The sequence below is a fragment of the Bradyrhizobium sp. in8p8 genome, from assembly GCF_000426845.1.
GTDB lineage: Bacteria > Pseudomonadota > Alphaproteobacteria > Rhizobiales > Xanthobacteraceae > Bradyrhizobium > Bradyrhizobium japonicum_C.
The window spans coordinates 355,246-369,729 of sequence record NZ_AUGD01000006.1; the positions used below are offsets into that span (position 1 = coordinate 355,246).

Sequence of the window (14,484 nt, forward strand, 5' to 3'; positions counted from 1 at the left end):
GTGGCGAATGGCGAACAGAGCTCTATTCGCTACTCACTATTTGCAACTCGCTCCTAACCCGTATTCCTGAGCCCCGCCGAAATGCCGTTGATCGTCAGCTGGATCCCGCGCAGCACCTGCTCGTCCGGGTTCTGGGCGCGATGCTCTTTCAAGAGCTCGACCTGAACGTGGTTGAGCGGGTCGAGATAAGGGAAGCGGTGGCGCACCGAGCGCTCCAGCAGCGGGTTGCTCTGAAGCAGGCGGTCCTGCCCCATGATGTCGAGCAGGCTCTCGATCGAGGCGTGCCATTCGCGGCGGATGCGGCCGAAGATCTTTTCGCGCAACGCCTCGTCGGGCACCAGCTCGGCATAGCGCGAGGCGATCGCGATCGAGCTTTTGGCCAGCACCATGTCCATGTTCGACAGCAGCATGCGGAAGAACGGCCACTCCCTGTAGAGTTCCTTGAGGAACGGCATGCCCTGTTGCGGATGTTCCGCGATCCACTGCTCGACCGCGCTGCCGAAGCCATACCAGCCCGGCAGCATCAATCGGCATTGCGCCCAGGAGAACACCCAGGGAATCGCGCGCAGATCCTCGATCGCGCGGGTCTTCTTGCGCGAGGCCGGACGGCTGCCGATGTTGAGCGTCGCGATTTCGTTGATGACGGTCGATGACCAGAAATAATCGACGAAGCCGTCTGTCTCGTAGACGAGACTTCGATAGGCCTTGAAAGCAAGGTTCGACAACTCGTCCATGGCGGTCAGATATTCGCTGCGCGGCGCGCTTTGGCGCGGATGCAGCAAACTTGCCTCCAACGTGGCAGCCGCGAGGATCTCCAGATTGTTGCGCCCGACCTCGGCGTTGGAATATTTCGACGAGATGATCTCGCCCTGTTCGGTGATGCGGATCTGGCCGTTCACCGCGCCGCCGGGCTGCGCGATGATAGCGTCATAGCTGGGCCCGCCGCCGCGTCCGACCGAGCCGCCACGGCCATGGAACAGGCGCAGCCGCACGTGATGGCGCTCGAACACTTCGACGAGGTTGATCTCGGCCTTGTACAGCTCCCAGCCCGAGGTGACGAAGCCGCCGTCCTTGTTCGAGTCGGAATAGCCGAGCATGACCTCCTGCACGCTGCCGCGGCTGTCCACGAGGCGGCGGTAATCGTGCAGCGACAGCATGCGGTCCATGATGCCACTGGACGCCTGCAGATCCTCGATGGTCTCAAACAGCGGCACGATGTTGATGGCGCTACGCCCGGAGGGATGGACGAGGCCGACCTCCTTCAAGAGCACGGCCACCTCGAGCATGTCCGACATGCCCTTGCACATCGAGATGATGCATTGGGGAATGGCGTCCGAGCCGAACTTCGCATGCGCTTCCGCGGCGGCATGGAACACATTGAGCTCGCCCATGGTCTCGTCGCTGTATTTGACGAAAGGCGACACCAGCGCGCGGGTCGAGCGCAGCTCGTTGGTGAGCAGCGAAATGCGCGCGTCCTCGCCGAGCGCGAGATAGGACATGCCGGGATTGGCGGCGTCCATCAGCTCGGCGATGGTGCGTTCGTGCACCGCCGAATTCTGGCGGATGTCGAGCCGCGCCAGATGGAAGCCGAAGCAGTCCACCGCGCGCCGCAGCAGCCGCAGCCGGCCCCGAGCGATGACGCGTGCGTTGTTGGAAATCAGCGAACGGTGCAGCACATCGAGATCAGCCTGCAACTCCTTGACGCTTTCATAGGGCTTGGCCTTGCCGACCGGCCGGCGCGTGATCTCGACCTCCAGCTTTTCGGCCGTCGCGGTCAGGCGCGCATAGATGCCCGACACGGCGAGACGATAGGGCTCGCCGCTCCGGTGCGGCGAGGTGTCCGGCGAGCGCTCCGCCAGCGTGCGCAGCTCTTCGGAGACATCGGCGAGATGGGCCGCAATCGACAGTTCCGAGCCGAGCACGTGAAGCTCTTCCAGGTAGAACTGCATCACCCGGCTCGACTGCAGCCGCAGCGTGCCGCGCATGACGTCGGCGGTGACGAAGGGATTGCCGTCGCGGTCGCCGCCGATCCAGCTGCCCATGCGCAGGAACGAGGCGAGCTCACCGGCCGCCTGCTCGCCGCCCTCCTCCAGACGGTCCTCCAGCGTATTGATGAGCCGCGGCACCTCGCGCAGGAAAGTGTAGTCGTAGAACGACAGGCCGTTGGCGACCTCGTCGAGCACGGTGAGCTTGGTCCGGCGGAGCAGGTTGGTCTGCCACAGCGTCAGCACCTCGCGGCGAAGCTGCTCATCGCTGGCATCAAGCTCCTCCGCGGTCAGCGCCACGCGCTCGCGGCGGTCGAGCAGGCGGGCGACCTCCATTTCGCGATCCATGGTGCTCTTGCGGCGGACTTCGGTCGGGTGCGCAGTCAGGACCGGGCTGACCAGCGCGGACTTGAAGAAGCTGCGCAGCGCATCCGCGCCGATGCCGGCGTCCCTGGCGTGGGCCAGCGTTTCCGCGAGCACGCCGGAGCCGCCGTTCTTGCCGGCACCGCGGGCGCGCATCTGGCGGATGTTGTTCTGGTCCTCGGCAATGTTGGCGAGGTGGGAAAAGTAACTGAAGGCACGGACGATGCGCACCGTCTCGGAGATCGACATGCTGTCCAGGATCTGCTCGAGCTCGCGGCGGGCAAGTCGATCCTCGTCGCGGTGGAACCGAATCGAGGTCTGGCGGATGCGCTCGACGAGATCGAACACGTCCGCACCCTCCTGGTCGCGCACGGTGTCGCCGAGGATGCGCCCGAGCAGGCGGATGTCGTCCCGCAGCCGCGCATCGGCCTCCATCGCCTGAACATCTTCGGGGCGGTTAGGGCGAGGCTCGGCGGTGTCGGAAGGTATGGTCTGGAGGGACATGGCTCGCTCCCCTGGTAGCGCCCTTGCGGCCCGGCCCGAAGGAGTGTGCGATATTTTTCTACCGCAGTGCAAGATGAACTTGGTGGCGGCGCACAGTGGGTGTGGGCTCTCGCCGGAGCACTCGTCGTCAAGCCGGCACGATCACCTTTCCGATCGGCCAGAGCGCGATGCCCGCGAGCTTCAGATGGGCCCAAGCGAAAGGAATGCCGATGATGGTCACGGCAAGCGCCAGCGCCGTCAGGACATGACCGAGCGCCAGCCACCAGCCTGCCAGCACGAACCAGATGATGTTGCCGATCACCCCCAGCGGGCCGGTGCCGATATCCTCGACGCCGGTCACCTCGTAGCGGTTGACCGCCCGCGAGCCGAACGGCAGCAGCGTGTAGACGGCGATGTTGAACGCCGCCCGGGCCCAGGGCAGGCCGATGATGGTGATGGCCATGATGACCGCGGCGATCACCCAGCCGAACGCCATCCAGGCGCCGCCGAAGAGGATCCAGAGCAGGTTGAGCAGGATGGAGACGGGAGCCATGGGATGATCCGGAAGTCAGTGACGCCGCTCATATAGGCACGAAATCTGTCTCTGCTAAGATGGCAAGGTAGCCTGGATTTCGCGTTCGCTCTTCCGAGCGACGGTCACGATTACCGCCCCTCGAACTTCGGCTCACGCTTCTCCATGAAGGCCTTCATGCCTTCGGCCATGTCCTGGGTTTTGAACAGCGGCAGGAGCTGGAGATAGACGTGGTGGACATGGTCGTGGAAATTCTCATTGAGGCCCATGCGCATCATGCGCTTGGAGGCCTGCACCGCGAGCGGCGCGTTCGCAGCGATTTCGCGGGCGATCGCAGTGGTGCGGCTCATCAGCTCGGCATCCGGCACGACCTCGTTGGCGAGGCCCCAGTCGAGGCACTCGCGGGCGCTCAGCGTGCGCCCGGTGAAGATCAGCTCGGAGGCCTTGGCCCAGCCGAGCATGCGCGGCAGCAGCCAGGTGCCGCCGGATTCCGGCACCACGCCGCGCTTGACGAAGGCGGCGGCGAGCTTGGCGGATTCCGCCATGATGCGGATGTCGCAGCCGAGCGCGGTATCCATTCCATAGCCGGCGGCGCCGCCGTTGACGGCGCAGATGGTCGGCTTGTCCATGGCCTGCAACACCGTCGGCGGCGTGTTCCGGAGGTTGATCGTGGTCGACGAAGACGCCGCGCTGAGGCCGTTGCCGTCGCGCTCCTTGCGCAGATCGAGCCCGGCGCAAAACGCCCTGCCCTTGCCGGTGAGGATCACGACGCGAACGTTCTGGTCCTCATTGGCTTCAGTGAGTAACCGCGCCAGATCGTTCAGCATCGGGCCGGAAATAGTATTCATCCGCTCCGGCGCATTGAGCGTGATGGTCGCGATGTGGTCGGCGACGGTGTAGAGGACTTCGTTGGCGGCGTCGGTCATGATCATTCCATCCCTGTGCACGTAGCCCGGATGGAGCGAAGCGCAATCCGGGGTTCTCACCGCAAGCACCGCCCCGGATTTCGCTTCGCTCCATCCAGGCTACAAGGCCGTCAAATCTTCCGCCCCGCCTGCTCCCAATAGGGATCGCGCAGGCGACGCTTGAAGATCTTGCCGGAATCCTCGCGGGGCAGTCCTGAGCGGATCTCGATGTGCTTGGGTATCTTGTAATCCGCCAGATGCGCCTTGAGCGCGGCACGGACGCCGGCGGCGTCGAGCGTGACACCCACTTGCGGCTCCACCACGGCCATCAGCGCCTCGCCGAACTCGGCATCGGGGATGCCGAACACCGCGCAATCATGCACGCCGGGCACCGCATGCAGCACGGATTCGATCTCCGCCGGATAAATGTTGACGCCGCCTGATATCACCATGTCGCGCTTGCGGTCGCAGATGAAGACGTAGCCGTCTTCGTCGATATAGCCGACATCACCGGAGGTGATGAAGCCGTCGCGCTCGATCTCGGCGCGTTTCTCCGGCTTGTTGTGGTAGGTGAAATCGGCAAGCTCGCCCATGCGGGAATAGATCTCGCCGATCTCGCCGACCCCCAGCACGCGGCCATCCTCGCCGATGAACCGCAGCTCGGCGCCCGGCGAAATCTTGCCGACGGTGCCGGGCTTCTTCAGCGCGTCCTCTGAGGTGGCGAAGGTGACGGCGCTGGATTCGGTCGAGCCGTAGAACTCGTAGATCACCGGCCCCCACCATTCGATCATGGCGCGCTTGACGTCGGCCGGGCATGGCGCGGCGGCATGGATGACGTGGCGCAGCGAAGAGACGTCGTATTTCTTGCGGACCGCTTCCGGCAGCTTCATCAGGCGGATGAACATGGTCGGCACCATGAAGATGGTGTCGATCCTGTAACGCTCGATCGCTTGCAGAAATTCCTCGGCCTCGAAGCGCGGCATCAGCACCAGCGCGCCGCCGAGCTTGCCGGCGCGGATGCCGAAGGAGTTCGGCGCGGAGTGATAGAGCGGACCCGGCAGCAGCGCGCGGGCGCCGGGCTTTAGCCCATAGATCATCGCGCGCATGCGCTCGCCGGCGGCCTGCTGCTCCGGCGTCGGCGCGTTGCGGCGAACGCCCTTGGGATGCCCAGTCGTGCCCGAGGTGTAGATCATGTTCATCGGCTGCGGCACGACCGGACCGTCATAGGGCTGGTGCTGCGCAAGCCAGGATTCGAGGTCGATCGCAAAGTCCGGCGTCGCCAAATGACCGGGATCGATCTTGTAGTTGGCCAGGATCTCCGGCGGCGTCGGAACGCTGAGCACGGTGACGCCGTTGGGAATCGCATCACGCAGGGCATGCAGCATGTCGGCGTGTCCGATCAGCACGGACGTGCCGGTATCGCCGAGGATGTAGCTGATCTCCTCAGGCTTGAAGTGCCAGTTGATCGGAACGCCATAGGCCCCGAGCCGCATTGCGGCGTAGGCGGCTTCCAGGAACGCGATGTCGTTGCGCATCAGCATACAGACGCAACCGCCCGGCTTGACGCCGAGCTTGGCGAGGCCGGCGGCGATGCGGTCAGCGCGGTCGGCGACCTCTGAATGGCTGCGGCGGCGGTCGCCGGAGACGATGCCGAGGAAGGGGGACGTTTCGCTCATTGTTGTTTTTCTTTGTTGTTGTGTTCGTCATTCCGGATGGCCGAAGGACCAGACCTCAGGTGCGCAATTGCGCACCGGGGAATATCGAGGTTCCGGGTTCGATGCTTCGCATCGCCCCGGAACGACGGCAGCTGCTAATCCGCAAAATTCGGCGCGCGCTTCTCCAGGTTGGCGCGCACCGCTTCGGTCTGGTTCGGGCTGCCGATCAGTTTCTGCTGCTCGACGGACTCGGCGAGCAACGCCGGCCCCGGATCGACCGAGAGGTTGTTCAGCATCCGCTTGACCGCGCGGATCGCATCGGGGCTCTTGCCGGCGATCTCGCGCGCGACTTCCAGCGCCGCAGCGCGCGGGTCGTCGCAGATGCGGGTGGCGAGGCCGTACGTCATCGCCTCCTGCGCGGAAAAGATGCGCCCTGTGTAGGTCAGATCGCGCAGGATGTCGTCGCGCACGAGCGAGGCAAGGATTGGCGTGCCCGCCATATCAGGGACTAGGCCCCATTTGATCTCCATGATCGACATCCGCGCATCTGAACTGAGGAAGCGCATGTCGGCGCCGAGCGAGAGCTGGAAGCCGCCGCCGAAGGCGACGCCGTGCACGGCCGCGATGACCGGCACCGGGAGCTGGCGCCAGCCCCATACCGCCTGTTGCGGGAAGTTGGCCTGGCCGTGCGTGCGCTTGGTGAGATCGCGATTTTCGCCGCCCGGAATTCCGTTGCCGCCCTTCTCCTTCATGGCGGCAAAACGCCCCATGTCGAGCCCGGCACAGAAGGCGCGGCCCTCGCCCGACAGGACGACGGCGCGCACGCCTTTTTCCTTCGAAAGCCGGTCCGTTGCAGCGACGAGGGCTTCGAACATGGCCTGATCCAGCGCGTTCATCTTGTCCGCGCGCATCAGGCGCACGTCGGCGACGCCTTCCGAGATCGAGATCGAGACGCGATCTTCCATGGACGAATTCTCCCCTGTTCTTGACCAGTTGCCGCTTTACAGGACGCTGACAGCCGGATTTAGTCAATCGACCAATTAACTGACAATCCCTACGGGGGAAACAGCCATGTTCAAGGAAAATCTTCTCGCCGGCCGGCGCATTCTCGTGACCGGCGGCGGCACCGGGCTCGGCAAGTCGATGGCGGCGCGCTTTCTCCAGCTCGGCGCCGAGGTGCACATCTGCGGCCGGCGCAAGGTCGTCTGCGACGAGACCGCGATCGAGCTGATGGACCTCTACGGCGGCCGCGTTACCAGCCACGGCGTCGACATCCGCAACGCGCTCGCGGTCGAGGAGATGGTCGAGAACATCTTTCGCGAGGGTCCCCTCACCGATCTCATCAACAATGCGGCCGGCAATTTCATCTCTCGCACCGAAGAGCTGTCGCCGCGCGGCTTCGATGCGGTCGCCAACATCGTCATGCACGGCACGTTCTACGTGACGCACGCGATCGGCAAGCGGTGGATCGCCTTGAAGCAGCCTGGCAATGTCGTTTCGATCACGGTGACCTGGGTGCGCAACGGCTCGCCTTACGTGGTGCCGTCGGCGATGAGCAAGTCGGCGATCCACGCGATGACGATGTCGCTCGCGACCGAATGGGGCCGCTACGGCATCCGCCTCAACACTATCGCGCCGGGCGAGATCCCGACAGAAGGCATGAGCAAGCGCATCAAGCCGGGAGACGAAGCTGGCGCGCGCACCAAGGCGATGAATCCGATGGGCCGGGTCGGCACGATGGAGGAACTGCAGAACCTCGCAGTGTTCCTGATCTCCGGCGGCTGCGACTGGATCAACGGCGAGACCGTTGCCATGGACGGCGCCCAAGCGCTCGCCATGGGCGGAAATTTCTACCAGCTCCGCGACTGGAGCGACGACGACTGGAAGACCGCGCGCGACAGCATCATGGCGCAGAACGAGAAGGACCGGGCGAAGCGGGGATAATTGCTGCCGCGTGCCCCGGACGGAGTGCAGCGCGCCGCACTTGCGGCGTGGTGCGCCGCATCCGGGCCACAAAGCCACGGCATCGCCCTCCCGTCTTGTCTTCACCCGCGGATGACGCCACACTCCCAAGCATAAAAACAAGTCGTCACGGGAGAAACATGTCCATACAGCCATTGGCGAATCTAGCCGATATGGTGCGCGAGCGCGCGAAGAGCCGCGGCAACGCAATCGCCTACGAGTTCGAAGGCCGCACCACCAGCTTTGCCGAATTCGATATCAAGACCAACAAGGTCGCCAACGCGCTGCTTGCGATGGGCGTGAAGAAGGGCGATCGCATCGCCTATCTCGGCAAGAACAGCGACACCTATTTCGAGCTCCTGATGGGCGCAATGAAGGCTGGCGTCGTGATGGCGCCGGTGAACTGGCGGCTCGCCGGGCCGGAGGTCGCCTTCATCGTTTCGGACTGCAGGGCGCCTGTGTTGTTCGTCGGGCCGGAGTTCATCACGCTCGTCCGCCAGATCAAGGACCAGCTCCCCGGCGTTCACACCATCATCACCACGGAAGGCGGCGCGCCGGAATGGCAGGATTTCACGGCCTGGCGCGATGCGCAGAGCGGTGACGACCCGAAGGTGCCGATCGACACCAGGGACATCGCGATCCAGCTCTACACCTCCGGCACGACAGGCAAGCCGAAGGGCGCGATGCTGAGCCACGCGAACTTCCTCAACCTGGTGCAGACGGGCAACGCCGAAGACAAACCGGAGTGGAACCGGTGGTCGACCGGCGACGTCTCGCTGGTCGCGATGCCGATCTTCCACATCGGCGGCTCCGGCTGGGGCGTGATGGGCCTCTATCACGGCGCCCGCGGCGTCATCGCGCGCGAGTTCGATCCGACCAAGGTGCTGGATTTCTTCGAGCAGTCGGGCATCACGAAACTGTTCATGGTGCCGGCGGCGATGCAGTTCGTGGTGCGGCAGCCGCGCGCGAAGACGGTCGATTTCTCGCGGCTGAAGTACATGCTCTACGGCGCCTCGCCGATCCCCGCGGCGCTGCTGAAGGAGTGCATCGAGGTCTTCAAATGCGGCTTTGTGCAGATGTACGGCATGACCGAGACCACGGGCACGATCGTCGCGCTGCCGCCGGAGGATCACGTCGAGGGGCTGGAGCGGATGCGCTCGGCCGGCAAGGCGCTTCCGGGCGTCGAGATCGCGATTCTGGATGTCGACGGCAAACCGCTGCCGCCGCGGCAGGTCGGCGAGATCGCGACGCGCTCTGGCTCCAACATGGCGGGCTATTGGAACCTGCCGGAGGCAACTGCCGCGACGCTGCGCGGCGACGGCTGGCTGCGCACGGGCGATGCCGGCTACATGGACGAGGACGGCTATCTCTACATCCACGACCGCATCAAGGACATGATCATCTCGGGCGGCGAGAACATCTATCCTGCGGAGGTCGAGAGCGCGCTGTGCGACCATCCTGATGTCGCCGAGGCCGCCGTCATCGGCGTGCCCGACGACAAATGGGGCGAGGCGGTGAAGGCCGTCGTGGTGATGAAGCCGGGCAAGCAAGCGACGGCCACCGACATCATCAACTTCACCCGCGAGCGCATCGCCGGCTACAAGACGCCGAAGAGCGTCGAGTTCTTGCCGGCGCTGCCGCGGAATCCTTCAGGAAAGATCCTGAGAAGGCAGCTGCGTGAGCCGTACTGGGCGGGGAAGGATCGGCGGGTGAACTAGCCTCGAGGCGCAGCCATCGAGACTACCTTCCTTGAGAGATGCCGGATTGCTTCGCTGATCTCGCGATGACGGAGGAGAGAGGCGTTGCTCTCCGCGCGTCGTTGCGAGGAGCCGTTGCGACGAGACAATCCAGATTGCCTCCATACGACGATTTGGATTGTTGCCCAGTCAATGCTTCCCCGGTCCCATATACCCGAACAGGAACCCCGCCACCTTGCGCATCTGGATCTCCTCGCTGCCTTCGGTGATGCGGTAGCGGCGGTGATGGCGATAGATGTGCTCGAACGGCTTGTGGCGTGAATAGCCCATGCCGCCGTGGACCTGCATGGCGCGGTCGGCGGATTCGCAGCAGAGGCGGTTCGCCCAGTAATTGCACATAGAGACCCGGTCGGACAGCGTACGCTCGATCTGCTCCTCGGTGAGCTGGTCCATCTCCCAGGCGGTCTTGCGGATCAGAAGGCGCAGCATTTCCGCTTGCGTGGCGAGCTCGACCAGCGGGAACTGGATCGCCTGGTTCTCGGCGAGGGCCTTGCCGAACGGCTTGCGCTCGCGCGCGTATTTCACGCTCTCGTTGATGCAGTACACGGCCGCGCCGAGCGAACTCGCCGCCTGGCGGATGCGGTTCTGGTGCACGAAGCACTGCGCCAGCGAGAGGCCGCGGCCCACCTCGCCGAATAGCGCATCCTCAGGCACGAACACGTCCGTGAAGCTGACGCGCGGATGATCGGTCGGCATGTTGAAGGTCCACATGTATTCCTCGACCTTAACACCGGGGCTCTTGGCCGGGACCAGGAAGCAGGTGATGCCGCGGGCATCGCCGTCATTGCCGCTGGTGCGCGCGAACAGCGCGCAATGCGTTGCGACGTGCATCCCGGTGGTCCACATCTTCTCGCCGTTGATGATCCACCCCTTGACGTTATCGCGGGTGGCCGGCACCGCGCGCGTCTCCATGTGGGTGGCGTCCGAGCCGTGATGCGGCTCGGTCAGGCCAAAGGTGATGCGGTACTTGCCCCTGATCGAACCGTCGATCATCGCCTTCTGGTCGTCGCGACCGTAGCGGTCGAGCGTGGTGACGACGGGGAAGTTGCCGACGACGGAATGCTCGTTCTGGAGATCGTTGTGCAGGCCGAGACCCTTTGCGGCGAAGTGCTCGCGGATCACCGCCATCCAGAGGTTGGAGCCGTCCTTCCCGCCATATTGCTTCGGCACCGGAAAGCGGAGATGCCCGGCGGCATCGGCAAGATCCTTCGCCTTGCGCAGCAGCGCCTCCCATTCATGCCGCGGGAGGCCGCCATTCTCGAAATCGGTGCGCGCCCATTCGCGGCGGTGATCGAAGAAGCGGATGTTGTCGTCGGCCTGTTCCAACGGCTTGATCTCGCGTTCGATGAAACGGTCGAGCTCTCCGAGATAGGCGACGAGATCGGCAGGCAGTGAGAAATCCAAGGGTTCTCTCCCGAGAATGATTTGTCGTTTTGCGTTAAGGCGCTAGGCGCATTCTTGCTTCGCATGATTAAGCGGAGAAGAGCTCGCGCAAGTCAAGCAAGCCGAGGCGTGACAGCTGCGCAAAGCGCATTGCGTAATTCGGTGGTGCTCCGTCGCCAACGCGCGCTACTATGGCATCAATATTCCTTCAGGAGAAAATGCGGGAGCGACCATGGAGCTGAAGTTTTCCAGAGTGGAACGCAAGGGGCCGATCACAATCGTCACGCTGTCGCGGCCCGAGGTCTACAACGCGCTGCACACCGATGCGCACTTCGAACTGCAGAAGGTGTTCGACGATTTCTCGGGGGATCCCGAGCAGTGGATCGCGATCGTCACCGGCGCCGGCGACAAGGCGTTCTGCGCCGGCAACGATCTGAAGTGGCAAGCTGCCGGCGGCAAGCGCGGCTGGGACAAGGGCGGCTTTGCCGGTCTCACCTCGCGCTTCGACTGCGACAAGCCGATCATCGCAGCCGTGAACGGCGTCGCGATGGGCGGTGGCTTCGAGATCGCGCTGGCCTGCGACCTCATCATCGCCTCGGAGAACGCCACCTTCGCCCTGCCCGAGCCGCGCGTCGGCCTTGCCGCGCTTGCCGGTGGCCTGCACCGGCTGCCGCGGCAGATCGGTCTGAAGCGCGCCATGGGCATGATCCTCACCGCACGCCATGTCAGCGCCAAGGAGGGGCTCGAGCTCGGCTTCGTTAACGAGGTGGTGCCGCAGGGCGAGGCCCTCAACGCCGCGCTGCGCTGGGCCGACATGATCGCCAAGAATTCGCCGATGTCGATCCGCGCCTCGAAGCAGGCGATCCAGAAGGGGCTCGCCGTCTCGCTGGAACAGGCGATCGAGGAGCAGCGCGAGTATCCGGCGGTCAAGGCGATGGTGGCCTCGCAGGATTATATCGAGGGCCCGAAGGCGTTCTCGGAGAAGCGGCCGCCGAAATGGGTGGGGAAGTAGACAGGTCCTTTCGCTCGCCATTGCGCGGAGCTCTTGCGACGAAGCAATCCAGACTGCCCGTGCCGAAAGACCCTGGATTGCTTCGCGGAGCCTGTCATCGGGCCGCGCTCTGCGCGGACCCGTCGGCTCGCAATGACGGGAAGAGGCCTAGCTGTCGCGCGACAGCTCCCGCTTGTACGAGGCGTAATTCGGCTGATCGACCGCAAGCTTGTCCATCGTGGTCGCCCACAGATGCTCGGCGAGACCTGGAGTCGCGAGATCCACCTCGCCTTTGGCGATGCGCCCGGCGAGTGCGCGGTTGAGTTCGGTGACCGAGCCTTCGATGCCGAGCAGCACGCGGAGGCGCTCGACCTCCCTGGCATCGCCCTCGTCCTCCCGGATCAGCTGCCGCGTCACGAGATCGAGGATGTTGATGGCCACGCGCAGCTTGAAGGCCTGGTGGCCGGAGATCAGCGGCGTGATGTCATTGCGGAGGAAATCAGCGACCGCCTTGGTCAGCTCGATCGGGGTCGGCTCGTCCTGCATGTGTCAGCTCCCGCGCGGCGCCAAGAGCCGCAACAGATCGATCTCGGTCTCGGAGGCGCGGCGGCCGATCATGGCGCGCTCCATGGAATGATCCGGCCCCTCGCGAAAGCGCTGCATCATGCCGCCGCACATGATGCCCCAGCGCAGCGTGCCCATCACTTCCCAGAATTTGACGCGCGCTACATCGACTTTGCGGCCGGCGGCCTCGTAGCCGGCGAACAGTTCCTCGCGCGAGCCAAAGCCGCCGACGGGCTTGTCGATCTCGCCGAAACGCCAGGAATTGACGCAGACCCAGCCGAGATCCTCCATGGGATCGCCGAGATGGGCGAGCTCCCAGTCGAGCACGGCACGGACGCCGTCGGCGCCGATGATCAGATTGCCGTTGCGGAAATCGCCGTGCACCAGCGTGGTCTCGGCTGATGGGCCCGGGTCGTGGTCACGCAGCCAACGCAGCGCCAGCTCGAACACCGGCTTGGGCCAGTCCAGGCTGCGGTAGTCGCGCTCGAATTCGGAGATTTCCTGGGTCGCGCCACGGCTGCGCAGCTCGGGCAGCTTGTCCTTCGGCAGTCGATGGAGACCAGCGAGAATACCGCCGATCTGCCGCGCCAGAATCGGGCGCGCCGCCGCGTATTCGTCGTCGCGCAGGATCTTGCGCGCGATGGTCTCGCCCTCGACCCGCTGCATGATGAAGCCGGTGCCGAGATCGTCCTCCGGCGTGAGCACGTGCATCACGCGCGGCGACGGCACGCCGCCCTCATAGGCCAGCTGCATCAGCTGTGCTTCGGCACCCAGACCGGCCGCGCGCGTTGGAGCCGCTCCGTAGCCTTTGGGCGAACGACGCAGGATGGCACCGATCGGCCCATTGGGGTGCAGGATGTCAAAGCGCCAAGTCTCCTGGCTGGCGCCGCCCGACAGCTTTGCTGCGCCGGTGACGCCAGTCGCGCCCGGGCACCAGCGCCTAACGCTGCGCGAGAGCTCCGCTTCGATCATTTGCCTTTGAACTGCGCGGGCCGCTTCTCCAGGAATGCGCCGACGCCTTCACGGAAGTCCTGGGTATCGCCGGCTCGGAGCTGGCACTGGAACTCGAGATTGAGCTGATCCTCGAAGGAATTTTCCGGGCTGTCCCAATACAGCTTGCGGATCAGAGAGAGCGCGACCGTCGGGCCGCTGGCGAGTTCGCGCGCCAGCTTCATCGCCTCTTCCATCAGCACGCCGTCGTCATAGACGCGGTTGACCAGGCCCCATTCCAGGGCCTTCTCGGCCGGGAGGCGCTCGCCCATCAGCGACAGCTCGATCGAGCGCGCTCGACCGATGAGGCGCGGCAGGAGCCAGGTCGAGCCGCAGTCCGGCACGAGACCGATGCGGCGGAACGCCTGCAGGAAATACGACGAGCGCGCGCACAGGATCATGTCGCCGAGCAACGCGAAGCTCATGCCGGCGCCGGCCGCCGGGCCGTTCACCGCGGTGACGATCGGGCAGTGCAGGTTGCGAATACGGCGCAGGAAGGGGTGGAAGCCGGTCTCCAGCGTCAGGCCGGCCTTGGTCTTCTTCGACTGGTTGTTGCGGCCCTGGAGGTTCGCTCCCGTGCAGAACGCCCGCCCCGCGCCGGTCAGCACCACGCAGCGCACCTCGTCCTTCTTCTCCTCGATCGCATCGAGCGCCTCGGAAAGACCGCTCAACATGTCGACGGAAACCGCGTTCATCACCTCCTGATGGTCGAGCTTGAGGATCGCGACGGCGCCATCGAAATCGAGCGTGACGTGTTTGAACTGCATGGCTTCCCTCGTCAGTTGCGGCCTGCGACAGTTTCGCAGACCGGAATTACTTTTGCTGGGGCGCATATTTGATTTTTGGCGCGGTCTTGTCCATGGTGATCGCAGCATAGCAAGCAATCTTGTGCGCAGCGGCTGATACGCGCCACA

At 64.6% G+C, this 14,484-nt stretch carries 12 protein-coding genes; 3 read left to right on the top strand and 9 right to left on the bottom strand.

Going from position 1 to position 14,484, the window contains the following annotated elements; translation table 11 throughout:
- Positions 1-53: 53 nt before the first annotated feature.
- The 5 genes from ppc to K408_RS0118280 form a co-directional block, all read right to left on the bottom strand.
- Positions 54-2,852 carry a phosphoenolpyruvate carboxylase gene (gene ppc / locus K408_RS0118260; protein ID WP_024339698.1) on the bottom strand — a complete coding sequence of 933 codons (2,799 nt, stop codon included), beginning with the start codon at positions 2,850-2,852 and terminating at the stop codon, positions 54-56.
- Between the two features lie 127 nt (positions 2,853-2,979).
- Positions 2,980-3,384, bottom strand: a complete 405-nt coding sequence (locus K408_RS0118265; protein WP_024339697.1) for a YccF domain-containing protein — start codon at positions 3,382-3,384, stop codon at positions 2,980-2,982.
- 110 nt (positions 3,385-3,494) lie between these two features.
- A complete protein-coding gene (locus K408_RS0118270; protein WP_024339696.1) occupies positions 3,495-4,289 on the bottom strand; it encodes an enoyl-CoA hydratase/isomerase family protein in 795 nt (264 codons plus the stop codon).
- A gap of 110 nt (positions 4,290-4,399) precedes the next feature.
- Positions 4,400-5,944, bottom strand: coding sequence for an acyl-CoA synthetase (locus K408_RS0118275; RefSeq protein WP_024339695.1), 1,545 nt, complete (start codon positions 5,942-5,944; stop codon positions 4,400-4,402).
- Positions 5,945-6,078: 134 nt separating this feature from the next.
- Positions 6,079-6,888, bottom strand: coding sequence for a crotonase/enoyl-CoA hydratase family protein (locus K408_RS0118280; RefSeq protein ID WP_024339694.1), 810 nt, complete (start codon positions 6,886-6,888; stop codon positions 6,079-6,081).
- A 106-nt stretch (positions 6,889-6,994) separates the two neighbouring features.
- Between K408_RS0118280 and K408_RS0118285 the strand changes: the two genes are divergently transcribed.
- Together K408_RS0118285 and K408_RS0118290 are read left to right on the top strand one after the other, a co-directional pair.
- Entirely contained in the window at positions 6,995-7,867 is an 873-nt protein-coding gene (locus K408_RS0118285; RefSeq protein ID WP_024339693.1) for an SDR family oxidoreductase, read from the top strand.
- A 158-nt stretch (positions 7,868-8,025) separates the two neighbouring features.
- Positions 8,026-9,603 (top strand): fatty acid--CoA ligase, encoded by a 1,578-nt coding sequence (locus K408_RS0118290; protein WP_024339692.1) that lies wholly within the window; start codon positions 8,026-8,028, stop codon positions 9,601-9,603.
- A gap of 168 nt (positions 9,604-9,771) precedes the next feature.
- Here the strand turns inward: K408_RS0118290 and K408_RS0118295 are convergent, their stop codons facing one another.
- Complete coding sequence (locus K408_RS0118295) at positions 9,772-11,046, bottom strand: acyl-CoA dehydrogenase family protein (protein ID WP_024339691.1); 1,275 nt, start codon at positions 11,044-11,046, stop codon at positions 9,772-9,774.
- Positions 11,047-11,257: 211 nt separating this feature from the next.
- Between K408_RS0118295 and K408_RS0118300 the strand changes: the two genes are divergently transcribed.
- Positions 11,258-12,037 (top strand): enoyl-CoA hydratase-related protein, encoded by a 780-nt coding sequence (locus tag K408_RS0118300; RefSeq protein WP_024339690.1) that lies wholly within the window; start codon positions 11,258-11,260, stop codon positions 12,035-12,037.
- Between the two features lie 147 nt (positions 12,038-12,184).
- On the opposite strand, the gene K408_RS0118305 is transcribed toward K408_RS0118300, so the two are convergent.
- From K408_RS0118305 to K408_RS0118315, 3 genes are read right to left on the bottom strand one after another with little or no spacing between them, the layout of a single operon-like run.
- Entirely contained in the window at positions 12,185-12,562 is a 378-nt protein-coding gene (locus tag K408_RS0118305) for a DUF6285 domain-containing protein (RefSeq protein ID WP_024339689.1), read from the bottom strand.
- Between the two features lie 3 nt (positions 12,563-12,565).
- Positions 12,566-13,552: a phosphotransferase family protein gene (locus K408_RS0118310; protein ID WP_024339688.1), complete on the bottom strand. Its 987-nt coding sequence runs from the start codon at positions 13,550-13,552 to the stop codon at positions 12,566-12,568.
- Complete coding sequence (locus K408_RS0118315; protein ID WP_024339687.1) at positions 13,549-14,337, bottom strand: enoyl-CoA hydratase/isomerase; 789 nt, start codon at positions 14,335-14,337, stop codon at positions 13,549-13,551. Before K408_RS0118315 ends, K408_RS0118310 begins: the two co-directional genes overlap by 4 nt.
- Positions 14,338-14,484: the final 147 nt, after the last annotated feature.